22 protein-coding genes are annotated in these 24,054 nt (G+C 63.2%); 7 read left to right on the top strand and 15 right to left on the bottom strand.

The window, feature by feature from the left end:
- Positions 1-3: 3 nt before the first annotated feature.
- The 4 genes from BB28_RS23680 to BB28_RS23665 all read right to left on the bottom strand — a co-directional run bounded on the left by BB28_RS23680 (position 4) and on the right by BB28_RS23665 (position 6,469).
- Positions 4-2,796 carry a helix-turn-helix transcriptional regulator gene (locus BB28_RS23680; RefSeq protein WP_046255310.1) on the bottom strand — a complete coding sequence of 931 codons (2,793 nt, stop codon included), beginning with the start codon at positions 2,794-2,796 and terminating at the stop codon, positions 4-6.
- A 49-nt stretch (positions 2,797-2,845) separates the two neighbouring features.
- On the bottom strand, positions 2,846-4,585 hold the full coding sequence (poxB, locus tag BB28_RS23675) for a ubiquinone-dependent pyruvate dehydrogenase (RefSeq protein ID WP_046255309.1): 1,740 nt from the start codon (positions 4,583-4,585) through the stop codon (positions 2,846-2,848).
- A 124-nt stretch (positions 4,586-4,709) separates the two neighbouring features.
- Positions 4,710-5,645, bottom strand: a complete 936-nt coding sequence (locus BB28_RS23670) for a patatin-like phospholipase family protein (protein ID WP_030097581.1) — start codon at positions 5,643-5,645, stop codon at positions 4,710-4,712.
- A gap of 56 nt (positions 5,646-5,701) precedes the next feature.
- On the bottom strand, positions 5,702-6,469 hold the full coding sequence (locus BB28_RS23665) for an SDR family oxidoreductase (protein WP_046255308.1): 768 nt from the start codon (positions 6,467-6,469) through the stop codon (positions 5,702-5,704).
- A gap of 152 nt (positions 6,470-6,621) precedes the next feature.
- On the opposite strand from BB28_RS23665, the gene BB28_RS23660 reads away from it, so the two are divergent.
- Entirely contained in the window at positions 6,622-7,167 is a 546-nt protein-coding gene (locus BB28_RS23660) for a TetR/AcrR family transcriptional regulator (RefSeq protein ID WP_225422061.1), read from the top strand.
- 47 nt (positions 7,168-7,214) lie between these two features.
- Complete coding sequence (locus tag BB28_RS23655) at positions 7,215-7,646, top strand: pyridoxamine 5'-phosphate oxidase family protein (RefSeq protein ID WP_046255306.1); 432 nt, start codon at positions 7,215-7,217, stop codon at positions 7,644-7,646.
- Positions 7,647-7,676: 30 nt separating this feature from the next.
- Here BB28_RS23655 and BB28_RS23650 read toward each other — a convergent pair whose 3' ends face one another.
- Genes BB28_RS23650 through BB28_RS23640 form a run of 3 tightly spaced genes read right to left on the bottom strand, consistent with a single transcriptional unit; the run spans position 7,677 to position 11,213 of the window.
- Positions 7,677-7,946: a metal-sensitive transcriptional regulator gene (locus tag BB28_RS23650; RefSeq protein WP_030097577.1), complete on the bottom strand. Its 270-nt coding sequence runs from the start codon at positions 7,944-7,946 to the stop codon at positions 7,677-7,679.
- A gap of 28 nt (positions 7,947-7,974) precedes the next feature.
- Entirely contained in the window at positions 7,975-10,797 is a 2,823-nt protein-coding gene (locus BB28_RS23645; RefSeq protein ID WP_046255305.1) for an MMPL/RND family transporter, read from the bottom strand.
- On the bottom strand, positions 10,794-11,213 hold the full coding sequence (locus tag BB28_RS23640; RefSeq protein WP_046256131.1) for an MmpS family transport accessory protein: 420 nt from the start codon (positions 11,211-11,213) through the stop codon (positions 10,794-10,796). Before BB28_RS23640 ends, BB28_RS23645 begins: the two co-directional genes overlap by 4 nt.
- A 215-nt stretch (positions 11,214-11,428) precedes the next feature.
- Between BB28_RS23640 and BB28_RS23635 the strand changes: the two genes are divergently transcribed.
- Together BB28_RS23635 and BB28_RS23630 are read left to right on the top strand one after the other, a co-directional pair.
- The gene (locus tag BB28_RS23635; protein WP_046255304.1) at positions 11,429-12,049 is read left to right on the top strand and encodes a mycothiol-dependent nitroreductase Rv2466c family protein; all 621 of its coding nucleotides are present in this window, start codon (positions 11,429-11,431) and stop codon (positions 12,047-12,049) included.
- A gap of 85 nt (positions 12,050-12,134) precedes the next feature.
- On the top strand, positions 12,135-13,307 hold the full coding sequence (locus tag BB28_RS23630) for an NAD(P)/FAD-dependent oxidoreductase (RefSeq protein ID WP_046255303.1): 1,173 nt from the start codon (positions 12,135-12,137) through the stop codon (positions 13,305-13,307).
- Positions 13,308-13,311: 4 nt separating this feature from the next.
- Here BB28_RS23630 and ppc read toward each other — a convergent pair whose 3' ends face one another.
- From ppc to BB28_RS23615, 3 genes are all read right to left on the bottom strand, one after another.
- Positions 13,312-16,101, bottom strand: coding sequence for a phosphoenolpyruvate carboxylase (gene ppc / locus BB28_RS23625; protein WP_046255302.1), 2,790 nt, complete (start codon positions 16,099-16,101; stop codon positions 13,312-13,314).
- Between the two features lie 72 nt (positions 16,102-16,173).
- Positions 16,174-17,007 carry a glycoside hydrolase family 16 protein gene (locus tag BB28_RS23620; protein ID WP_046255301.1) on the bottom strand — a complete coding sequence of 278 codons (834 nt, stop codon included), beginning with the start codon at positions 17,005-17,007 and terminating at the stop codon, positions 16,174-16,176.
- Between the two features lie 55 nt (positions 17,008-17,062).
- On the bottom strand, positions 17,063-18,223 hold the full coding sequence (locus BB28_RS23615) for an NAD(P)/FAD-dependent oxidoreductase (protein WP_046255300.1): 1,161 nt from the start codon (positions 18,221-18,223) through the stop codon (positions 17,063-17,065).
- 76 nt (positions 18,224-18,299) lie between these two features.
- Between BB28_RS23615 and BB28_RS23610 the strand changes: the two genes are divergently transcribed.
- A complete protein-coding gene (locus BB28_RS23610; protein ID WP_046255299.1) occupies positions 18,300-19,550 on the top strand; it encodes a M20 family metallopeptidase in 1,251 nt (416 codons plus the stop codon).
- Here BB28_RS23610 and BB28_RS23605 read toward each other — a convergent pair.
- From BB28_RS23605 to BB28_RS23590, 4 genes are read right to left on the bottom strand one after another with little or no spacing between them, the layout of a single operon-like run.
- Positions 19,540-20,352 carry an HpcH/HpaI aldolase/citrate lyase family protein gene (locus BB28_RS23605; protein WP_046256130.1) on the bottom strand — a complete coding sequence of 271 codons (813 nt, stop codon included), beginning with the start codon at positions 20,350-20,352 and terminating at the stop codon, positions 19,540-19,542. The genes BB28_RS23610 and BB28_RS23605 overlap by 11 nt on opposite strands.
- A gap of 34 nt (positions 20,353-20,386) precedes the next feature.
- On the bottom strand, positions 20,387-21,037 hold the full coding sequence (locus tag BB28_RS23600; protein WP_046255298.1) for a thioredoxin domain-containing protein: 651 nt from the start codon (positions 21,035-21,037) through the stop codon (positions 20,387-20,389).
- Between the two features lie 22 nt (positions 21,038-21,059).
- Positions 21,060-21,551, bottom strand: coding sequence for a Dps family protein (locus tag BB28_RS23595; protein ID WP_046255297.1), 492 nt, complete (start codon positions 21,549-21,551; stop codon positions 21,060-21,062).
- A 38-nt stretch (positions 21,552-21,589) separates the two neighbouring features.
- Positions 21,590-22,432 carry a sigma-70 family RNA polymerase sigma factor gene (locus BB28_RS23590; protein WP_046255296.1) on the bottom strand — a complete coding sequence of 281 codons (843 nt, stop codon included), beginning with the start codon at positions 22,430-22,432 and terminating at the stop codon, positions 21,590-21,592.
- Between the two features lie 73 nt (positions 22,433-22,505).
- Here BB28_RS23590 and BB28_RS23585 point away from each other — a divergent pair, with 73 nt between their 5' ends.
- A complete protein-coding gene (locus BB28_RS23585; protein ID WP_046256129.1) occupies positions 22,506-22,802 on the top strand; it encodes a hypothetical protein in 297 nt (98 codons plus the stop codon).
- On the top strand, positions 22,802-23,164 hold the full coding sequence (locus BB28_RS23580; protein WP_046255295.1) for a DoxX family protein: 363 nt from the start codon (positions 22,802-22,804) through the stop codon (positions 23,162-23,164). The genes BB28_RS23585 and BB28_RS23580 overlap by 1 nt, the downstream gene beginning before the upstream one ends.
- Before the next feature lie 16 nt (positions 23,165-23,180).
- On the opposite strand, the gene BB28_RS23575 is transcribed toward BB28_RS23580, so the two are convergent.
- Positions 23,181-24,035 (bottom strand): LysR substrate-binding domain-containing protein, encoded by an 855-nt coding sequence (locus BB28_RS23575; protein ID WP_046255294.1) that lies wholly within the window; start codon positions 24,033-24,035, stop codon positions 23,181-23,183.
- Positions 24,036-24,054 lie beyond the last annotated feature (19 nt).

The following is a 24,054-nucleotide window of genomic DNA, read 5'->3' as shown; positions in this document are numbered from 1 at the left end:
CAGCTACGTGATCAGGTCACGCAGCTCGTGCCGTCGGCTGATCCCCAGCTTGGGGTAGACGTGATACAGGTGAGATGCGATGGTGCGAGGTGAGAGGTTGAGCTGATCGCCGATCTGGCGGTTGGTCATGCCGGACGCCACAAGCCTGACAATCTGCTGCTCTTGCGCGGTCAGCGATTCGAAGCCTGCGGTGGTGCGGGCAGATTTCGAGACGACGCCCGCGGCACGCAATTCGGCACGGGCGAGTGCCGCCAGCGCCTCGGCACCCTGGCGCTCGAAGATCGCCAGGGCCGTCGATAGGAGGGGACGCGCCTCCGCGGAACGACGGGCTCGGCGCAACCACTCTCCGTAGTGCAGCCGGGCGCGAGCGCCTTCAAGTGGCCACTGATCTCCGCTGGAATCGTCTACCGCGAGCCGAAAGTAGTCCTCCGCGTTCGCGGTTGAGGACACCAGCGCCATTGCCTGGTGATGCAGCAGTCGGATTCGTGTGGGTGACGCGGGGTCCAGTTGCCGTCCGATGGCTTCGATCAACGGCCGTACCTCCTCGGTGCGGCCGCTGCGCGCAGCCGCCCAGGCCAGTTCGGCTACCCCGCGGTGCGATACGACGAAGTGCGTGGGCGTCCCGTCGGAATAAAACTGCGCGCGGAAGTATTGATACGCGCCGTCGAAGTCGTTGTGGAGGATCGCCGTCCATCCCCGCGCGCGCGTGAGCGCCGTGAGTGTCGCTCCTGACGTCGTGTCCAACGAGGAGGTGTCGATACTGCGCAACGCCGCTGTGGCGGCGGTGACGTCACCACGATACGCGAGCAGCTGCGCACGGCACACGGCGGTTTCGCTGTGCAGCAGTGCGAGATCGTGGAGCTCGTACAGGTCCGTGGTGGCGGCAAGGAGTTCACCGAGTTGATTCCAGCGGCCCGTGTCCAGAAGGGCCCAGGCAAGGGGTGCCAGTGCATAAGTGAAGCCCCGCATGCCGCTACTGCCTTTGAGCGATTCCACCGCCGCCGAGAGGTGGCGAACGGCAAGGTCGGAGTCGTCGGTGGAGGCGGCCATGAGGCCCACGACGAGATGCCGAAAGGGTTCCAGGATTGGCGCCTGCGGTGTCAGCCAGCACCGGTCGAAGGATGTCGGCCTGACGTGCCCTGCAGAGGCGGTGTCTGCGTACATGCCGATGTAGGTGCGCTGCAGGGCGGCGGCGCCCTCCGGGAACGTGAAGAATTCGGTCTGCGTCTCCTCCTGCTCGGTGTCGTCGAAGGGGAGGCGGGGAAGCCATTTCTGGAGGGACTCGCGATGTGCGATATCCCCGGAGTAGTACGAGGCCGAGGCGCCCAGATGAGCCAGGGTGAGGGCCAGCCGACCCTCCGGCGGCGTGGGTCCCTCCATGCAGCGGCGAACCAGCTCGAAGGCCTCGGCTGCCTGCGCTGATTGCAGCCGGATGGAAGCTCGGGTGAGGGAGGCGTAACCGAGGATACTGGGTTGACTGGTTAACTGAGAAGCCTTGTCGCAGAGTAGGATTGCCCAGGAGGTGTCACCGCCGAAGTTCGCGGCCGCCGCTGCGTGGGCGTACCGGCGCGCACCGTCGTCACCATGTGGACTCAGCTCTCCGGCACGCTGCAGCGCACGTGCGACCTCCAGATAGCCTCCGCGCTCCTGCGCCAGCTGCGCAGACTGTTCCAGTGCGGATGCGATGGCCTCGTCTGGCCCGGTGGCTGCCTCGGCCAGATGCCATGCACGGCAGGCATTGTCGAGCAGCAGAGAGTGCCCGAAGGCGAGATGGGCATCGCGTTGTTCGGTCAGGGTCGAATCGGTATAGGCGAGAGTCCGAAGCAGTGGATGGCAGAACTTGATCAACCTATCCGGGGTGATACTCAGCAGCCCCGCCTTTTCGGCATCGTTCCAGACTGATACGTCGGTACCGTAGCCGGCCACGTCGGTGATGATGTCCACGGTTTCGTATCCCGAACCAGATGCGCTGTACAACAACAGCTTTCGAGTTCTTACGTCGAGTGCCGACAACTCTATGGAGAAGATGGAATGCGCCCCGCGGTATCCGGCCATGTTGTTTCCGCGGAACACCGTGGCACCGGAAAGACCGTAGAAGCGCGCGCCTTCAATCAGCGCCAGCGGATTTCCGTCCGCCCACCGAATGATCTCACCGCGTACACCACGGTCGGGGGGCGGCACTTGTGTCTCGAGGAGATCACTCGCTTCGCGGTCGCTCAGAGCCGGTACGTCGATCACGGTGATGACCGAGTCGAGGCCGGGCAGCCCATCTCGGTGGCGGCCCGTCATGATCACCGATACCGGAGTGTGGATGAGCCTGCGGGACACGGAGGTCAGTACCTCACGTGAATCGCGGTCGAGTAGGTCGACGTCGTCGAGCGCGAGAAGGAGCGGTCGTTCACGAGCTACGGATTCCAGTAGAGCAAGGAGCGCATGCCGGATGATGACGGGACTGGGTGGTGAGGGCGTGCTCTTGATCCCGAGGATGTCGCTAAGGGTGTCACGCAGCAGCCTGGGCAGCGCGTTGACGTGCTCGCTCAAAGGGCAGATGAGTTCGGCCAGGGACGTGTAGGCGTGCAGCAGATCGGGCTGGCTCCCGGCGGCGAAGAGCACCCGGACTCCGGCGTTCGCGGCGGCTGCAGTGGCGTCCAGCAGTAGCGCAGACTTACCAATCCCGGCCTCTCCGAGCAGGAGTAACACGTTGGGCGGGTTGTCTGTCGTGGTCGCGACGCGCCTGACTACCTCGCGCAGGTCGTCGCGCCCGACGAACGAGGGAGGGGAAGGAACAGCGGTCATGGCGTTTGCGATGGTAGCGCCATGACCGCCTGGCAGCGGGGTGTGAGACCTACCGACGGCGCAGACGAGCGCCCAGGTTCGTTTTGGCCAGGTCGATGAGCTCGTCGCCACGGCCGGACAGCAGGGTTCTCGTTGCCCACAGGGAGAAGCCTGCCACCTGCGCGGCGGTGATGGTCGGTGGAATCGAGAGCTCTTGTCGGGCGGTGAGCACTTCCACGAGGGCCGGTCCGTCGTGGCTGAAGGCATCCGACAACGCCGCGTCGAGCTGGTCCGGGCGGTCCACACGGACACCGTGAATCCCGAGTGCCCTTGCGAGGTCGGCAAATACGGGGTTGTCCAGCGCTGTGCCGTAGTTCACGATTCCGGCGGCCTTCATTTCCAGCTCTACGAAGCTCAGCGCACCATTGTTGAACACCACCATCTTGATGGGCAGCTGCGACTGGGTCAGTGTGATGAGGTCTCCCAACATCATCGCGAGCCCGCCGTCGCCGGAGAGCGTGACGACTTGGCGACCCCGTTGTGACGCTTGGGCGCCGATTCCCTGAGGTACTGCATTCGCCATGCTGCCGTGGTTAAACGAACCGAGTAGGCGCCGGCGGCCATTCATGGACAGGTAACGCGCGGCCCAAATGACGGGTGTGCCGACATCGGCGATGAACACCGCGTCTTCGTCGGCCAGCTCGTCGATCCTGCGCGCTACCAGTTCCGGCCGCACGGGCGTCTGATTGCGATCGTCCACCGCCAGCCGGTCGAGTTGGGCACGCGTACGCGTGTAGTTCTCCTTCGCGCGCTCCAGATGCTTGCTGTCGGAATGCGGAAGAAGTGTCGAATTAAGCTGTTGCAAGGTGTCTTTCACCGAACCGATGAGCGGAACATCCACCCGGACACGACGGCCGATGTGTTCACCGCGGATATCGACCTGGATCACAGTGGCCTTCGGTGGATAGAACTGTCGATATGGGAAATCCGTCCCGAGCATCAGCAGCACGTCGGTGTCCTCGAGTGCGTCGTATCCGGAACGGAATCCCAACAGGCCCGTCATGCCGACATCGAACGGATTGTCGTACTCGACGAATTCCTTGCCACGCAACGTGTGCACGATCGGGGCCTGCAGTGTGCGGGCAACCGCCAGCAGCTCGGCATGGGCGCCTTCACAGCCGGCCCCGGCAAGGATCGTGACCGCATTGGACCCGTTCAGTACGCGCACCGCTCGCTCCAGGGACTCGGGGTCCGGCAGACGGGTCCCGATGCCCGCGACGATAGGCGCCGAGGGCGGCGTCACATCGGTTTTGGCGCTGAGAATGTCTCCGGGAATCGTCAGGACGGCCACACCCCGCTGATCAAGCGCGGCGCGGATGGCGGTGTCCAAGACGTAGGGCAGCTGTTCAACGCTGCTCACCAGCTCGCTGTACACACTGCATTCGGCGAACAGATTCTGTGGATGCGTTTCCTGGAAGTAGCCGCTGCCGATTTCGGCGCTGGGAATGTGCGATGCGATTGCCAGGACGGGAACGCGGCTGCGGTGCGCGTCAAAGAGCCCGTTGATGAGATGCAGATTGCCTGGACCACAGCTGGCGGCACATACCGCAAGGGTGCCGGTCAGTGCGGCCTCGGCTCCTGCGGCGAATGCGGCCGCCTCCTCATGGCGCACGTGAACCCACTCCACGGTGCCGTCGCGGCGCAGAGCTTCGGTGAAGCCATTCAACGAGTCGCCGGGAAGGCCATAAATACGTTGAACACCAGCGGCTTTCACGGTATCGACGATGAGTTGCGAGACTGTGCGGGCCATGATGCCCTCCAAGGGGATGAGGCGTGCTGGACGGTCAGGGACGGTTGACACTCTTCATTGGATGCTAGCGGGGGACGCGATGGTCGGCCATCAGTCATTCGACTGGTGGACGGGACAGCGACGACTAGTTCGTGTTCGCGTATGTATCGAGAGCCTCAGCGGCGCAACGGCGCCCGACCTCGATGACCTCGGAAGCGCGATGAAAGTCCAGACTGCGACTGACACTGCGCGGCACCTCGATGAGAACATCAGGCGGGTGTGCCGCGAGCTGCATGCGGGCAAGGGAGGACTGCATGACCTCGATGGTGCGGTTCATCACCTCGAAGCTCGTCAGTTTCGCGGCGGGATCCGGTTGGCCCGCGGCCTCGGTGCCATCGGTTTCGAAGAGCGCCGAGGTGCTGCGCAGCAGCCGGTTCAACCATTCCGTCGTCACGCGCGGCTCACGAGGCTCGGGGTCCAGCGGCGGAGCCGGGGCGCGTACTTCTTCGCCCCCGCTGAGGCTTACCGCCACTCGCAGCTCGGCGTGCACCCCGGCTAACGGCGCTACCGCCATCAGATCGAGAACACCGCCGTCGGCCAGCACTCTGCCGTCGAGTACATGCGGAGAGATCATTCCGGGAATCGCGATGGACGCGCGAATGGCCGAAGCCAATGAGCCGCGCTGTAGCCAGACCGATTTACCGGCGATCAAGTCGGTCGCGACCGCGGTGAACGGGATCGGCAGGTCTTCGATCGCGACGTCGCCGAGTAGTTCGCGCACCACGTCCAGAATCTTCTCGGCACGGAAGAAGCCGGGGCTGGTCCAGGTCGGATCCAACAGCCGCAATACCGCGCGCTGCGTTAACGAGGTTGCCCACGAGGTGAATCCGTCGAGCGCACCGGCTGCTTCCAGCCCGCCGACCAGCGCCCCCATCGACGACCCCGAGATCCCGGAGATCTCGAAGCCGCGCTCGCGCAGTTCCTGGATCACGCCGATATGCGCGTAACCCCGGGCCCCGCCCGCGCCTAGCGCCAGCGCGATCTTGGTGCCGGGTGCGCCGGTGCTCGCCTCGTCAGTCATCCACTCAATCTTGGCAAGAGCGAAGCGAGGTATCCAGGTGAGGTGTGCGACACCCGTTACTGGCGAGCGTGGGGATCGGAGGCGTTGAGCGTCGCGACGACGTGGTCGTAGTCACCGCGTGCCTCGCCGTAGCGCAGGAACTTCACCCGCTCTACCTGGATCTCGTTGGCATCGGGCTGCGTCTCCAGCAGAGTGATCACCTCGTCGACGAAGTCCTTCAGGGGCATTGCGAAGTCGCTCTCTTGCTGTCCCGGCATGAGGTCTGTGCGCACCGCGGGTGGCTGGAGTTCCTTGATCGTCACGGTGGTATCCGCGAGCTGCAGCCGGAGCGTCTCACTGAGCATGTGGATGGCAGCCTTGGACGCGTTGTAGCTGGGCGTGACCTTCAGCGGTGCGAAGGCCAATCCGGACGACACCGTGATGATGGTGGCTTCCGGTTGGGCCTGGAGGTGCTCGACGAAGTTTGCGATCAACCGAATCGGGCCGAGCACATTCGTGGTGATGATCTCCTCGGCCGACTGCAGGAAAGACTCAGGGTGGTGCCAGTCCTCGACGCGCATGATCCCCGCCATCGCGATGAGGACATTCACGTCGGGATGATCGGTGAGTACCTGCTGGGCGGCGGTGTGGATGCTCGCTGGATCGGAAATGTCGATCTGCACTGCCGAGATGCCGGGGTGCTCGGCGGAGATTCGCTCAAGCAGCTCGGTGCGGCGGCCGCCGACGATCACAGTGTTTCCTTTGGCCTGCAAGGCTATGGCCAGTTCCAGGCCGATCCCGCTGGTGGCTCCGGGGATGAACACCGTGTTGCCCGTGATCTTCATGTGTGACCTCCGATCGATTATGTGTACGTACCGTACATATCAATAATGTACGGTACGTACACATAGTTGGCAAGGGGACGGAGGCGATGGTGGCCCAGGCGGAACGGGACGCGGTGAGGCAGCCGCGACGAGGGCGGCGCCCGGCCGACGAGGTGCGCGAGGAAGTGCTGCAGGCGGCGGGCGAGTTGCTCTTCGCCGACGGCATGAGCGGATTCACCATCGAGAAGGTCGCCGCTCTTTCTGGTGCGAGCAAGATGACGATCTACAAGTGGTGGCCGTCGAAGGGCGCCCTCGCGCTTGATGGCTACTTCCGAAAGGTTGGACCGGAATTGGGGTTTCCCGATACCGGGGAGATCGAGCGCGACCTCCGCGCTCAGCTACGCGCTTTCCTCGGCGTCATCCGCGACACGGTCGGGGGCGGAATCATCGGAGAGCTTATTGGTCAGGCCCAGCTCGATCCCGACCTCAAAGCGGCCTTTCTGCAACGGTATTCGGGTCCGCGGCGCGCACTTGCGGTGGCGGCGTTACGTCGCGCGCAGGAGCGCGGCCAGCTCGATGCGAATGCGGATCCGGAAGTCGTCGTGGACCAACTGTGGGGCGCTTGCTACCACCGGCTGCTGGTACCGGATCAGCCGCTCACGGCTGACTTCGTGGATGCCTTGCTCGCCAATGTGCTTCGGGGGATCGAATCCAGATGAATCCAGGTATGGGAATAAGCCCGACAGATCGCGGGGTTTGACGCAACATGCCACGTCAGTTCAGTGAAGTAGAGCGTCAGGATTTTCTCGCGGCCAAGCACATCGCTGTGCTGTCGGTTGCGGCAGATAAGGGACGTCCGCCGGCCAGCGTACCGATCTGGTACGACTACGTCCCCGGTGGAAACATCCGTATCAGTACGAGTGCGGGAAATCGCAAGGCGCGGCTGATTGAGCAGGCCGGGGCAGTGACGCTGACCGTCCAGCACGAAGAGCTGCCGTATCAGTACGTGATCGTCGAAGGCAGTGTCGTGGAAACTGCTCAGCCGGCCCCGGAGGCGGCGCGGGTGGAAATCGCCATCCGATACCTCGGCGAGGAGGGCGGCCGCGAGTTTGTGCGTAGCTACGACGGTGGAGACAACGTGCTGTTCACGATCCGTCCGGACCGCTGGTTCACCGCCGATTTCTCGGACGATCTCTGAGCCGCGAAAGGCAGGCGCGGGTCACCGCGCTCACGCCAGGGCGAGAAACAGTTTCTCGAGCTCGGCCTCGGTCATGGGCGCGGTGTCTCCGTTGCGATCGGCGGTGATGCATTCCCGCAGCCCGGTGGCGACGATCTTGAAGCCGGCGCGGTCGAGGGCGCGTGATACGGCAGCCAGCTGAGTCACGACGTCTTTGCAGTCGCGTCCGTTCTCGATCATGTTGATGACGCCGTTGAGCTGACCCTGTGCCCGGCGCAGTCTGCTGAGGATCGCGGTGATGCTGTCTTGATCGTCGATCATGTTTCTACCTTTCGGGGGCGCCTAGCTACTAGCAGTATACCCTCCTGGGTATAGGGTTCGTGCGTATTCTCAGCGGCCACCAGAACCATGGGCCGAGCAACCCGGCTATGGACGGGGTCATCAGTGAGCGCACGATGAGTGTGTCGAATAGTAGGCCCAGACCGATGGTGCTTCCGGCCTGGCCGATCGAGCTCAGATCGCTTGCAGCCATGGACATCATGGTGAACGCGAATACCAGCCCCGCGGACGTGACGACTCCGCCGGTCTCTCCCATTGAACGGATGATCCCGGTCTTGAGTCCCGCACCGATCTCTTCCTGGAATCGGGATACGAGCAGCAAGTTGTAGTCGGAGCCGACAGCCAGCAGGATGATCAGTCCGAAGACCGGAGCGATCCAGTTGAGCTCGAGACCAAAAATGTGTTGCCACACCAGCACCGAGAGTCCGAATGCGGCGCCGAGGGACAGCAGTACGGTGCCGACGATGGCCAGTGAGGCGATCAGCGCCCGCGTGATGATCATCATCACGGCGAAAATCAGTGTCACAGCGGCGATTCCGACGATCAACAGGTCATAGTGAGAGCCGGATTGGATGTCGCGGTAGATCGCGGCGGTGCCGGTGAGGTAGAACTCGGCATCGGTCAGGGCGGTTCCCTTGACGGCTTGATGGGCGGCCTCCAACTCGGAGATGACCGAGGAGATTCCGGCGGGGGTGGCCGGGTCCTTGTCGTGGGTGATGATGAAGCGTGCGGCTTTGCCGTCGGGGGACAGGAACAGCTTCAGTCCGCGCTGAAAGTAGGCATTCTGGAATGCTTCTGGCGGTAGATAGAAGTAATCCCCGCTCCGGGAGGCGTCGAAGGCCTGTCCCATTGCGCTGGCGGTGTCGGTCATCTGTGTCATCTGTGTCACCAGGTTCGAGAAGCTGCTGTGCATGGTCAGCAGGCTCCCGCGCATGGACTTGGCCACGGCGATGATCGGCGGGAATTGGGCCGCCATTTGGGGAATGATTGCGTCGATATTGCCGACGTCTGCGGTCAGTGTGCGCATCGTGTCGCTGAACGTGTCGACGCCGTCGATGGCGTCGAACACCGAACGTACGGCAGAGCATGCCGGGATATCGAAACAGTGCTGATCCCAGTAAAAATAGTTGCGCAGTGGTCGTATCACGTCGTCGAAATCGGCCAGATGGTCCCGAATTTCGTTGAGCGTCGCCGTCGCATCTGTCATGTCCGTGCTCATGCGGTGAGTCGTGCCGCTCATCTGGCTCAGCAGGGATTGCATGCGTTCCATGGAGCTGATCATGGAGCCGAGATCCTCACTCATGGTGAGCATGTCGGCTGCGCGGTCCCCCATGAATTGAAGATTCTGCTGGATGGGAATCGACTGGGCGCTGATCTGGAAGGGAATGGAGGTGTGCTCGATCGGCCCGCCCAAGGGGCGGGTGATGCTTTGTACCATTGCGATTCCCGGCGAGCGGAACACGTCCTTGGCGATCTTGTCGAGAATGATCATGTCGCCGGAGTTGCGCATGTCGTGATCGCTCTCGACCATCAGAATGTCGGGATTCATTGTGGCGGCCGTGAAATGGCGTTCGGCGGCAGCGTAACCGACGTTCGAAGGCAGGTCGGCCGGTATGTAGAACCGGTCGTTGTAGCTGACCTTCATGGTTGGCATGATCGCTATACCGATGATCGCTATGCCCAGTGAGGCGGCGAGCACCGCGCCGGGCCAGCGCACAGTGGCGGTGCCGATACGCCGCCACCGCCGAACTTTCACAGCCCGCTTGGGTTCCAGCAGCCCGAACCTGGTTGCGAGGACGATGACGGCGGGCGCTGCGGTGAGGGCGCCTGCGACAACCACGAGCAGCCCCAGCGCAGAGGGGATGCCGAGGGCTTTGAAATACGACAGTCGCGCGAGATGCAAACACAGTGTTGCGCCGGCGATGGTCAGACCAGATCCCAGGATGATGTGGAAGGTTCCCCGGAACATGGTGTAGTACGCGGCTTCTTGATCCTGTCCGGCCTGGCGCGCCTCCTGATAGCGGCCGATGAGAAAGATGGCGTAGTCGGTTCCCGCGGCGATCGCCAACGAGGACAACATGGCCACCACGAATGTCGAGAATCCCAGGAGGTCGTAGTTACCGAGAATCGCGACAACACCTCTGGCGGTGCCCATCTCGAAGCCGACCATGACCAGAACCAGCAGCATCGTGCTGACGGAGCGGTACGTGATGAGGAGCATGATCATGATGACCGCGCCGGTCACTCCCATCATGATCAGCATGCTTTTGTCGGCGGCCTCATTCATGTCGGTGGTCAGCGCAGCCGGGCCGGTGACGTATACCTTGAGGCCCTGCGGTGGGGCGGAGTTGTCCACGATGGTGCGGACCGCTGTCACAGACTTGTTGCCGAGGGTGCTGCCCTGGTCGCCAGCCAGATTGAGCTGTACATAAGCGGCGTGACCGTCCCGGCTCTGAACACCGGAAGCCGTCAGCGGGTCGCCCCACACGTCCTGAACGTGCTGAACGTGGCCGGTGTCTGCCCGCAGTGCGCGTACCAGGTTGTCGTAGTAGTGGTGTGCCGATTCGCCGAGCGGATTGTCGCTCTCCAGCACGATCATGGCGATACTGTCGGAGTCAGATTCCTGGTACTTCTCGCCGATGTGCTTAGCCGCCATCATCGCCGGCGCGTCATGCGGCGACATCGTCACCGCATGATCTCTTGCCACCGACTCGATGGGTGGCACAAGCAGGTTCACCGCCACGGTCAGTAGTAGCCAGGCCAGCACAATGGGGATGGCGAATCTGCGGACAAATCGCATGAAGGCAGGACGTTCTTGAGCAGGGGCGTTCATGCGGCTTTCACCAGACAGGAGATCTGGGCGTGGTGCCCGTCGGCAGATTGATCGTCTTCGATTCGGCCGTTCACGATGATTCGGCACCCAATCGCGGCGCTATTGCCTTGCGCCACCACACTGGCAATAACCGCAGGGACGGTGGTTTCGATTGTGTAGGTCCAGGGCAAAGTGGCGAAATCGGCGGACTGTGCTTGAGCGTTCTTGTCGAGATAGTTCACCGCACCTGCGGTATCGCTGGGGCCGTAGATCTCGTATCGCACGTGCTTGATCGCGGACGGCGCGAGCGGCCGTGCGCTGCTGCCGGTGGCCGAGAATATGGGTTCGGAGCCGAACGCTCCGCGCAGGTGATTCACGGCGATTGCGCCGATACCGATTGCACATGCGACAACCGTCGCGACCCACGCGCGCTTCATCGCGGCAACTATCGCTGTGCGCACCTTCCGGCCACCTTTCTGTTGTAGATCAAATGTTTTCGGCGCCGACATGCGCCCCTCTCGCCCGTGTCGACTCTACAAATACCATACCCCCTACGGTATATGGACGACATCTCATCTCGGCTGAGATACCGTAGGGGGTATGGTATAAACGGAATCAGAACGAGCTCGCGAGCTGTGATGGGAGACGCCGGATGTCCACAGACAGTGGTTCTGCACAAGCCGACACGTTCGACGTGAGGGTGTGGCTCGACCCGGTGTGCCCGTTCTCCTGGAATACCGCTCGATGGCTGGACACAGTCGCGGGCCAGTCAGGCTTGTCGATCGATTGGCAGCTGATGAACCTGGCCGTCTTGAATGAGGGCAGGGAGCTCCCGCCCGCACAACAGGCACGCATGGATGACTCGCGACAGGTGGGTCGACTGATGGCCGACGTTTATCGTCAATTGGGCCAGCGAGGCCTACGCACCGCGTACTTCAGCTTTGGTGAACTGTATTTCGACGAGTCGATGCCGGTCGGCGCAGATCTGGTAGATCGGGTACTGGCAGCGGTCGTACCCCACCAGGTGTCTCGTGAATCGCTATCGGACAGCTCCCTCGATGCACTGGTCCGTTCCTCTCATGAGGCTGGGCAGCAGGCGCTGGGAGATGTTGGGGGCAGCCCGCTGTTGCAGGTCAACGACCGCACGTTCTTCGGCCCCGTGTTGACGGCGTTGCCGGCGCACGGCAACGCGCGTGCGCTTTTTGACGCGGTCACCGTGCTGGCAGGTGTGCCGGAGTTCACCCAGCTGCAACGTCCGCGCCCGGCGCATTAGGTCCGGTCATGTGGTCGCCACGTCTTATGTCCGTGAAAACAAAGTGCCCGCATAGGGGCCAGTTCAGGAAGAGGGATCGCAGAACATGAAGAAGAAGGTTGTCATCCTGGGTGCCGGAATCGGCGGTCTGAGCGTGATCAACGAATTCCGTCAGTCGCAGGTACCACTGGGTGACCTCGACATCACGATCGTGGACGAAGACTTCGCGCACTTTCTGGGATTTACCTTGCCGTGGGTCATGAGGGGCTGGCGCGACACCGCAAGTGTGCCAATACGGCCCAGCTCCGCGGCGCTGTCGGGGATCACCACGGTCACCGGCTCCGTCATCGGCATCGATCCCATTGGCCGCACCGTAACCCTCTCCGACGCATCGGCTCTGGACTTTGACGCGCTCATCATCGCCACCGGTGCGCGCAACGCCCTCGACAAGATTCCGGGCCTGAGCGAAGCAGCGGCACGAGGTGAGGCGGTGCACTACTACGGCGTCGACGCGGCCGGTGATGCCCGGCGCGCGATGGAAGGTTTCTCGGGGAGCAAGATCGTCTTCCTGGTGACTTCACAGCCTTACCGTTGTCCGGTGGCACCCTATGAGGGTGCCCTGCTGGCCTCGGATTTCTTGAACGACAAGAACATGCGATCGGATGTCGACATCAGCGTGTACACCCCGGAGAAGCATCCGATGCCCTCGGCGGGCCCCTACGCGGGACCGCAGCTGGTGCAGCTACTCAGGGACAACGACATCACCTTCCACGGTGAACACACCACAGAACGCGTCGATCCGGACAAGAAGGTTGTCGTGTTCGCAGACGGCACCACGGTGAGTTTCGACCTGTTGGTGTTCGTACCGCCGCACGAGCCATCCGTGACCATCGACGGGCCAGAATGGATCGGGGTCGATGCGCAGACCATGCAAACGCCCTATGAGGGCATTTGGGCTATCGGTGACACCGTATCGGTGACATCCCCCTCCGGCAGGCCACTGCCGAAGGCTGCCATCTTCGCCAAGAACGGGGCAAAAGCGGCTGCCCAAAACGTGCTGCACTACCTTGAGAGGTCCGACCGGACCGCATCACTTTCGGGACTGGGGTACTGCTACCTCGATACCGGGCAGCATCGTGCGGCGCAGGGTAAAGGCGACTTCTTCACACTGCCGCATCCGGAGATCACCCTTACCGAGCCCTCCGCCGGTCAGCATCGTGACAAACAAGAAGAGGAAGCGCAATGGCGCAACATGTGGGAGTCACGTTCCGGTGCTTGATATCTCAGCCACTGTTCCGTAGCGCGGTGGCCAGACCGCTCATCGTGAGCAGTATGCCGCGCTGCACCAGCTCATCCTGATCACCGGACCGGTACCGGCGCAGCAGTTCCACCTGTAGGTGGTTAAGGGGCTCCAGGTACGGAAAGCGGTTGAACACCGAACGTGCCAGCGCCGGGTTGTCGGCAAGCAGATCCTCATGCCCGGTGATCAATTGATGCATGGCAATGGTTCTGTCGTGCTCGGCCACGATCTTGTCGAACACCCGGTGCCGCAAGGTTTCGTCGTCGACGAGTTCGGCATAGCGAGAAGCTAATCCCATGTCTGACTTGGCCAGTACCTGGGCCATGTTTGACAGAACCGTCTGAAAGAACGGCCATCGGCGATAGAGCTGTTGCAGCACCTCAAGTCGTCCGTCGCCTTCGGCGATCCACTGCTCGATCGCGGCGCCCGTGCCGTACCAGCCGGGCAGCATCACCCGAGACTGGCTCCAGGCCAAAACCCATGGGATGGCGCGCAGGTCGGCTATCGATGTGGTGGGCTTCCGGGAGGTTGGCCGACTGCCGATATTGAGCGCGCCGATCTCGTTGACCGGTGTCGACGCCTTGAAATACTCGACAAAGCCTGGTGTTTCATGCACCAGTTCGCGGTAGGTGCGTTGGGCGCGTGCGGCAAGATCATCGAGTATTTCGTAGGCTGCGCCCGCCGCCTCTCCCAATCCCTCGACGTCGAGCAGTGTCGACTCCAGCGTTGCCGCCAACAGCGTCTCGAGGTTGCGATGGGCCGCACGCGGTTCGGCGTACTTGGCGGCGATCACCTCGCCCTGCTCGGTGATACGAAGCGACCCGGACACCGCCCCGGGGGGTTGGGCCAGAATAGCGTCGTAACTCGGACCGCCACCGCGTCCTACGGTGCCACCGCGGCCATGGAAGAGCCGCAAGCGAATCCCATTCCTGCGGGCCGATTCCACCAGGTCCAGTTCGGCGCGGTACAGCGCCCAGTTGGCAGCCAGATAGCCGCCATCCTTGTTGGAGTCCGAGTATCCGAGCATCACTTCCTGGCTTTCGCCTCGAGCTGCCACCAGGGCCCGGTAGAGCGGAAGTTCCAGGGCTGCTTCGAGAATGGCGGAACCACGTTGCAGGTCGTCAATCGTCTCGAACAGCGGCACGATGCCCACCGGACAGAATGGTCGTGGCCGTGAAGCGTCAAGCAATCCTGCTTCTTTCAGGAGAATCGCCGCTTCCAGCATGTCTGAAACCGATTGGCACATCGAGATGATGTAGTTGGGAACCGCCCTGGGGCCGTATGTCTGAACCGCCCGCGCAGCAGCGGCGACGATATCGAGTTCCTTGCGGGCAAGCTCGGAGAGCTCGGCACCCTCGCCGATCAAGGGGCGGCGGGTACGTAGCTCGGTGACAAGTACCTCGATACGCTGCTGCTCCGAGAGCGATCGGTAGTCCGAATGCACACCGGCCCAGGCAAGTAACTCGGAAACTACCTCTTCGTGGACATCTGAGTTCTGCCGCATGTCCAGCCCACTGAGATGAAAACCGAAGACATGAATGGATTCTCGTAGCGCGCGCAGTCGATCATCCGCCAACACCACGCTGCCGTGTGCGCGCAACGAAGCGTCCACGATATCGAGATCTCGCAGTAGCTCGTCCGGTGTGCGGTACGGAATCAGGTCTAGATCCAGGCCGTGCTCCGGCAGCTGGTCAAGGATGTTCGCGGCCGTCGCGGTAAGGCGCGCGTGGATGACGCGTAGTGCACGACGGTAGGGCTCGTCTGCCCGGTCGGTTTCGCGGCCCTGCTCGGCCAATGCGAGTAGATCGGCAGAAACCGTGACCAGACGGACCGATAGGGAGAGCTCCTGTTCCAGCGCCACCAATTGTTCGAAGTAGTAGGCGATCGCCGTCTGTGCGGCACTACTTGTCGCAAGATGCACTACCTCGGCGGTGACGTTCGGATTCCCGTCCCGGTCGCCACCGATCCACGAGCCGGGTCGCAGAATCGGTTCGCTGAGCAATTCGGCGTCCGGCCACCGGCGGCGTAACGCCGTTCGGATCTCGGCATTGATCTCAGGTATCACCTCGAAGAACGAGGCCTGGTAGTAGCGCAGCCCCACGGCGATTTCGTCTTGAATCTTCAACCGGGACAACCGGATCAATGCCGTCTGCCACAGTGTGAGAATGTGTCGCTGAAGTTCGTGCTCGATATTCCGGCCGGATTCGGTCTGCGACAGTCCCTGCATGCGTAGCCGCATGAGTTCGGTGATGCGATGTTGGGTGTCGAACACGGTGCGTCGGCGGGTCTCCGTCGGGTGAGCGGTAATGACCGGCGACACCAGCGCGCCGGTGAGGGCGTGCGCAACGCGATCGGAAGAAAGTTGTGCGGCATCGAGTTTGAGATACGTGGCGGCGAGACTACTGTCCTGCGGTGGTGCGCCCGCGGCGACGTGCACGGCCCGCCGACGCTCTCGATGGATATCCTCGGCCACATTGGCCAGCAGCGCGAAATGGGTGAAAGCCCGAATGACGGGGATGGCTCGATGGATATCGACGCCGTCGAACAGCTGCGCCAGTTCGGCGCGATCGATCTCTGATCGGCGCACGCGGAATGACTCCACTCGCGCCCGCTCCACGAGCTCGAAGACTTCGTCGCCGCACTGCTCACGCACCGTAAGACCCAAGATGGTGCCCAGCAGCCGGATGTCTTCGCGCATCGGCTCGGTGGCCTCCCGGCCCACCTGTGTCCGGGTGACGGCGCCTATCGGTGCAAGATCCGTAACCTCAGCCATGGATCGAGTATCCGTGGCAACGACGCCGCTCGCACGATGAGCGCCGATGATGAGGCGAGATTGGCAGCTGAGCTACCAGACCCTGATCCAGTCGACGAGCATATCCGCCGGGTAGGTGCCGCCGCGCGGATCGCCACCGCCGGATCCGGCCACGGCCAGGTTCAGCACCGCGAAAGCCTTGTGCCCGGGATTGTTGAACGGCCAGTCCGCCAGGGAGTTGGCCGGGACATCGAAGTACGGCGCCGCCCCGTCGGTGTAGTCCCGCCAGAAACGAATCCCCTTGTCGTCCCACTGGGTGCGCCAGGTGTGCCAGCCGCTGTCCAGGGTCAGGTTGTGGGTCTTCCATTCCGAGCCGTTTGCCTTGGCGTGCACCGTAGTTGCGGCTGGCCAGCTGCCGTTGCCGTACCACTCGACGATGTCGATCTCACCGTCCTGGTCGCTGCCGAGCCAGAACGCGGGCCACGCGCCCGGGGTCAGGCAGTTGAACTTGATGCGCGCTTCCCAGGTGTAGCCGATACCAAGTTCGGTGGTGCTGTAGATCTTGCCGCCGTAGTACGTGTTGCCTTCCTTGGCGGCCTTGATGACCAGATTCGAGTTGCCGTCGAGGTAGACATTCTTGCGATCGTCGCGGTACTGACCGACGTTCTCGGGGAGCTCCCAAAACGTCGGGTCCTTCATGGACTCGCGAGCCTTCGATACAGCCCACTTGGACCCGTCGGGCGCAGACCCGGCCGGGCCGTCGAACTCATCGACGAAGACGTACTTGCCGGTGGGGGGTGCCGCCGGCGGCCGGTTGGGCGGGTTTTGTGGTGCCGGTCGCGCCCACGCCTGCGGCATAGAAGCCGCTGCTGCCAACATGCCAAGCCCTGAGAACGCCATCATTCGGCGCCGATCCATGTTCACCATCGACGCCGACGATAACAGGATTCGCTCGGCGCGGTCCGGGTCTGCGGGACGGCTACTAGCGGCTGGCGCGCAGCGACTCGCGATCGGGCGACAGCATTGCGGCGTCCAGTCCGCGAGCGGCCAGATCTTCTGGAACCGGGCACTGTGCGGCCAGTGCGGCCCCAATCCGCGCGAGCGCCGGGGCCATCTGGATGCCATAACCACCTTGGGCGGCGTACCAGAAGAAACCCTCGATATCCGGGTCTTCCCCGACAACCGGCGTGCGATCGGGGGTGAAGGACCGCAACCCCGCCCATGCGGAATTCACGGTCCGGATACCGAGGGTGGTGGCCTCGTTGATCATCCCGATCGCCCGCGCCATCTCCAGCTCGTCCGGTCGAGGGTCTCCGGGTGACTGAAGCGTCTCGTCGGCGGGCGAACACAGGAATTGGGCGCCGTCGGGTTTGAAATAGAAGGTGTCTGAGGTGTCCAGTGTCATAGGAATCGAGCCGGCAGACCTGTCCTGTGGCGCGGACACCATGAATGCGGTACGTCGAAGCGGCATGATCCCCACCGGCTGCGCGCCCATGGCCTGCGCGAGTTCATCGCACCAGGCGCCGGCGGCGTTCACGACGGTTGCCGCTTCAAATTGTCGTCCGGCCGAGTCCCGCAGAACCCACCTGCCCCGATGGCGGGTGCTGCTCACGATGGGCGCCGACTTGACGATGCTTCCGCCGCGGCGGCGCAGCCCGCGCACATAGCCCTGGTGCAGCCCGTGGACGTCCAGCTCCATGGGAGTCGGATCGATCGTCGCTAATCGCGTGTGTCCGGGGCGCAGGTACGGGTTGATCTCCTCGGCCGCCGCGCCGTCGACCAGCTCCGTATGACAGCCCTGGAGCAAGGCCAGGCCATGTAGTTCGCGCAGCGTCTCCGCATGCGCGTCATCGGCGATGATCAGCAGCGGCAACGATGTGGCGAGCGGGGCATCGAAGCCCTCGCGGGGGTCGGTGAAGAAGTCGCGGCTTGCCGCCGTCAACATCCGGATGACGGGATTTCCGTAGTTCTCGATGAAGGTGGCCGCAGATCTTCCGGTGGTGTGAAACGCGAGGGTCGATTCGCGTTCCAGCAGTGCGACGGTGTGATTTTCGGCCAACTCGTAGGCAATCGACGCGCCCGACATCCCGCCTCCGACGACAATGGTGTCGACGGACAGTTCGGTAACGGTGGACTGGCTCACATGTCCGAGGGTAGGTCCTCACGACCGCCGTATGGTCGGTCTAAGACGTAGCAACATAAACAGTGGGAGAGCCCGGATGACGATCACGCTGCCCGACAACTGGGCGGACACTTTGGGGGACTTAGCCGACTTCTACCGCGACCTGCACCAGCATCCGGAACTCTCGTTCCAGGAACGCCGGACCGCGGCCAAGATCCAGGAGGCGATTGCGCCACTCGGGCTGGAGGTGACATCGGGCGTCGGGGGGACCGGAGTTGTGGCCGTGTTGCGCAACGGATCCGGTCCGGTGGTGTGGCTGCGGGCCGACTTCGACGCACTTCCGGTACAGGAGCAGACCGGCCTTCCCTACGCGAGCACGGTTCGCGCCACCAACCCGGACGGCAGGGATGTTCCCGTCATGCACGCGTGCGGGCACGATATGCACGTCACCGCGCTGGTAGGCGCCCTTCGGCTGCTGAATGAACTTAAGACCGCGTGGTCGGGAACGGTGGTCGCGGTTTTCCAACCCGCCGAGGAGGTGGGCGGGGGTGCGAAGGCGATGATCGCCGACGGCATCCTGGATCGGTTCCCCAAGCCTGAGGTCGTTCTCGGTCAACACGTCGGTCCGTTGCCTGCCGGGATGATCGCGTACAAGACGGGCACGGCGCTGGCCGCCTCGGATTCGCTCAAGATGCAACTGTTCGGGCGGGGCGGCCATGGCTCGCAACCGGAATCGACCATCGATCCGGTGGTGATGGCCTCGAATGTGGTGCAGCGTCTGCAGACCATCGTCTCGCGCGAGCTGTCCCCGTTCGAACCCGCCGTGGTCACCGTCGGCTACCTACATGCGGGGGCGAAGGACAACATCATCCCCGATGACGCCGAACTCGGTATCAACGTCCGCACCTTCAATGAGGAGGTGCGGCGCAAGACGCTGGCGTCCATTACGCGGATCGCTCAGGCTGAGTCGGCGGCTTCGGGTGCCGACAAGGAACCGGCGGTGACGTCGATGCACACCTTCCCGATCACCGTCGTCGACAACGCGGCGATGCAGGCGATTGCCGCCGTGTTCCGTGAGCACTTCGGTGCCGAACGGGTGATTGAGTCTCCGAATCCGTTGGCAGGCAGTGAGGATGTCGGATCTTTCGGTACCGCGGCCGGTGTCCCCACGGCGTTCTGGTTCTGGGGCGGGTACGAACAACAGCGTTTCGAGGATGCCGCGGCGGCCGGAAAGCCGGTGCCGTCCAACCATTCTCCGGAGTTCGCCCCAGTGCTGGAACCGACGCTGAGCACCGGGGTCGAGACGCTCACCGTGGCGGCGTTGTCGCGGTTGACCGCTACGGCGTGATCAGGCCCAGCATCCGTGCGCGCTCCAGAATGATCCGGGCGCGATTCAGCCGGGGCAGGTCGCTGCCGTCCTGTGGCTTTCCCCCGTGGCTGTTGAACTGCTCCACGAAGTCCTGAGCCCACAAAACGTCGTCATCGGAGGGGCTCAAACCCCTGTTGATGGTGTCGGCATCGGATGAGTGCAGCGCCAGCTTTCCTGTCATACCCATGCGGCGAGTCAGCGCGACTCCCTCGGCCAGCTGGGCCGGGTCGCGCGTTGGTCCGTCGATCGGTCCCGGAATGTGTGCGGCGCGCGAGGCCACCACAAGCTGAGATCTGCTGTACGCCAGGGCCAGTGGGTCTGGATCGACACCTATATCGAGCGTGTAGTCATTGACGCCGAAGGCGATACGAAAGCAGGGTCGAGCCGCCGCGATGTCGTGTACGCGGGACAGACCCCGCGCGGTCTCAATCAGAGCGATCACAGGAGTTTCGCCACCGAGGCGGTTGGCGGTGTCCCACATGTGATTGCCACCCTCGGTCTTGGCCAGCACCACACCCTTGAGGCCCTGGGCCTCCGCGAGGGTTCGGCAGTCGGCCGACCAGAAATCACTGGAAGCATCGTTGACGCGCACCCAGGCGTGTCCGCCTGATTTGAGATACTCCAGCACGCGTGCGCGTGCCGACTCTTTCTCATTCGGCGCGACGGCATCTTCCAGGTCCAGGATCACCTCGTCGGCATGTGTGGATGCGACCGCAGCACCGAGGTCGGGCTCCCGGGAAGGATTGACCAGAAGCCATGAGCGTGAAACCTTCGAGTTCACTGCCACCTCACCAGTATTTCGTAGAGCGGCGCCGCTACCGCGGGATTCGATTCAGCCAAGCGGACTCTCCATCAACAGGCTGGTTGTCGATGACAACCATGGGCACACCGGATTTGGGGAATGCGCGCAGCAGCGGCAGATTGTTCGCCGCGATGGCGCGGGCATCAAAGGGGACCGGCAGCCCGACCCTGATCAGATCCTGTGCGCTCTGGGGCGCGTTGACTCGGGCAGCCAGCTCCGCCAGCTGGTCGTTGCTCAGGTCCGTGTCACCTTCCTCCTCGGGCTGCTGGTCCTTGGCGTAGAACTCTCGGATGAAGCGCCAGGTGATGTCGCTTGACCGCGACTGATCGGCGACCACGAAGCTGGCATAGATCGCACGGCTGTCGTATGTGCCGCTGGCAGAGTACTTATCGAGGAAGTCCACGAATCTGAGGTTGATGTGCAGCTTGCCGGACTCGATGCGCCGCCCGATCTCCTCGCCCTGACTCTGAACCATCTTCCCGCTGTAAGGGCACAGCGGGTCCAGGTAGAGATCGATCTGCCCGGGGGCAGCCGGGTCACCGAGGGACAACACATCTCCGGCGGGCGACGCATCGGCCGCGTGCGCGAGTCCGGCGTTGGGGCCAAGGACCAGTACCGCGGTCAGTAGACCGATGATCGTTGCGAAGCGCTTCACTGCATGCATCGGTCCATCATCGCTCAGTCGGCTACACCTTCCGGTTCTCGGACTTGATCAACCAGGCCAGCTTCTCCAAGCCGTCGATGAGCTGGTGCAGGATGTCGGCGGTGGTGGGGTCCTCGTCATCCACCGCGTCGTGCACCGCGCGCAGCGTCTTCACCGTGGCATAGATGCGGGTGGTGATTAGGTCGACGACATCGCCGGTGCTGCGTTCATAGGGCGGGAACTCCGGCAGTGTTGTGCTCGCCGCGACGGTGTCGGATCGGCCGTCGGGCAGCGCATCGAGCGCGCGCATGCGCTCGGCGACGGTGTCGCTCGATTCGCGTGCGAAGTCGACCAATTCGTCGAGCTGCAGGTGCAGATCGCGAAAATTGCTGCCCACGACATTCCAGTGCGCTTGCTTACCCTGCAGATGCAGTTCGATCAGGTCGACCAGGACCTGTTGCAGACTCGCGCTCAGTGCGGCGGAGGCCTGGAAATTAGTGACGTCGGATTCGGGAGTACGGGTTGTGTTCGGCATGTCAGGTGCAACCTGATCTAATTTGGATCTATTCCAGATTAGATCGATAGTTCGACGCTGTTGCGCGCATAGGGCGCGATATCGATACGGGTGATCAGTCCGTCGCGGATGTCCATTCGGATGATGGCGAAGGGGTGGCCGCCCGGCGCGATGACGGCACCCGGCCTGCCATCGACGAAAAGCGTTGTCGCCACCGCGATGCGGTCGACAAAGGCGCGCGTTTCCTCGGCGACGGCTCGGGCACCCTGCACGAGTGTCGATGCGTCGCTGGGGATCAGTGAGTGGTCGACCGTGCGGACCACATCGGGCGCCATCAGCGTGATCAGGTGATCGATGTCGCCGCCGCGAGCCGCCGACAGGAAGGCATCGACGATCGCCCATTGGTTCGGAACGTCGCTGGCCTGCACCGAGTCCGCGGCATCGAGGCGCAGTCGCGCTCGGCTGGCGAGCTTCTTGGCAGAGACGGCAGTGGTATCAAGCGCTGCGGCGATGTCCTCGAACGGTATGGAAAACAGGTCATGCAAGACGTAGGCCACACGCTGTTTGGGGGACAATTCGCCGAGCACCACGAGTAGTGCACGCGAAACCTGCTCGCGCTTCAGAAAGTCTTCGTCGGCACCGAGCTGCGTGCCTGGGACGTTTTCGGCAGACAGGGGAATTTCTCCGTGCCGGCCGCGCACCCGCAGCTGATCGAGGCAGAGCCGGGCCGTGACCGTGGTGAGCCACCCGTCGAGATTGTCCACCGCGTTGAGGTCGGCCGACTGCGCCCGGATCCACGCAGCCTGTACCGCGTCCTCGGCATCGTGGTGCGAATCCAGGATCCGGTGCGCCACAGATAGCAGCCGTGGCCGCGCGGCCTGGAATCTTTCGATGAGATCCACAGGAGGTCACCTTTCCGTCATGCCGGTCGTCAAGGGGGTGAGGTCAACGAAACCGACGAGAGAGGAGGCACAGATGAGCGTACAGATGGTCCGCTTCAGCACAGATGCCGAACGGGTGCACGAGGTTGAGGATGCGATCGCGGCGCTATTCACGGCGGTGAGTGCGGCAGCGCCCATGGGCATGACCTACACGGCAGGCAGGGTCGGGGATGGTCCCGACTTCGTATTCCTGCTGCAGCTCGCCGAGGGGGTCGACAATCCACTCCTGGGCATCCCGGATGCGCTCGAGTTCCGTGGCAGGGTCGCCGGATGGGCGACTGAACCGGTTGCCCCCCAACCTTTCACCGTGCTGGGAAGGTATGCGGGCTGATGTCGGTTCTCGGAATTGGGCTGTGGGTGACGACGGTCCTCTGCGTCATCGCCAATGGATTCGAGGTGGTGGCCAAGGCCGTCAAGGCACCGTTCGTGGTGCAGAACTCGGGTGACGTGGGATTGGCCCCGCGCTGGATTCCCTATCTCGCGGTGATCGAAGGAGCTGGGGTGGCCGGCCTGATCATCGGGCTGGCCGGAGTGCGCCCCATCGGCCTTGCCGCGGCAATCGGGTTGGTGGCGTTCTTCATTGGTGCTGTGGGTGTGCACATCCGCAGCAATGTGCTGCACAACATCGCCTTCCCCGGTGTGTTCCTGGCACTCGCGGTGGGGTCGCTGGCCTACTTCGCGCTATCGGTCTAGGGACCGAGGGCAGGGGTCACCGGTGCAAGCGGTGCGTGCTGGCGATGATCGCGTCACACAACGCCTGTTCGGGTTCGGACAGCACACTACGACGACGCACCAGCACGAACTCCAGCTCGCCAAGGTCGGGCAGGCTGTCATCGCGAACCGTGACAAGGCCATCGGGGAGAAGGGATTCAGCGTGTGAGATGACACCCATACCTGCCAGAGCCGCTGCCCGTAGTCCCAGCTGACTGTCGCTCACACAGGTGATGCGCCAGGTACGGCCCTCCCGCTCGAGTGCGCGCAGTGCCGCGTGCCGAGTCAGGCTCGGCGGGGGATAGGTGACTATGGGCACCGGGTCGCGCACGTCATGTGTGTTCGGCCGGCCCGCCCACACCAGCTTGTCGCGCCAGAGCAATTCGCCATGCTTTTCACCCGGCAGGCGCTTGGCCACCATCAGATCCAGCTCGCCCGCGGTCATGCGCGTCTTGAGGTACTCGCTGAGCCCGACGACCAGCTCCAGATCCACACCGGGATGGGAGTCCTGAAACTCGACGAGGACATCGGGCAGCTCACGGGCCACTAGGTCATCGGAGGCGCCGAGCCGGATGAGTCCGGTCAGCTCCGAACTTGCGAAGTAGCGATCGGCTTGGCTCTGCGCGTCCAGGATGGAGCGGGCGAAGCCGACCATTGCGGCGCCGTCGGCGGTCAACGCCAAATTGCGGGTATCACGGCGAAACAACTCCCGGCCGACGGACTGCTCGAGCCGCGCGATATGTCCGCTCACGGTGGACTGGCGCAGCCCGAGAATACGTCCGGCAGCGGTGAATCCCCCGGCTCTTTCGACGGTCAGGAAGGTCCGCAGTAGTTCGGGATCCAACATATCCATCACGGTACGCGTTCATAGA

This window comes from Mycobacteroides chelonae CCUG 47445 (genome assembly GCF_001632805.1).
GTDB lineage: Bacteria > Actinomycetota > Actinomycetes > Mycobacteriales > Mycobacteriaceae > Mycobacterium > Mycobacterium chelonae.
Note: the sequence above shows the minus strand (reverse complement) of the source record. Positions and strands in the feature narration are given on the sequence as shown.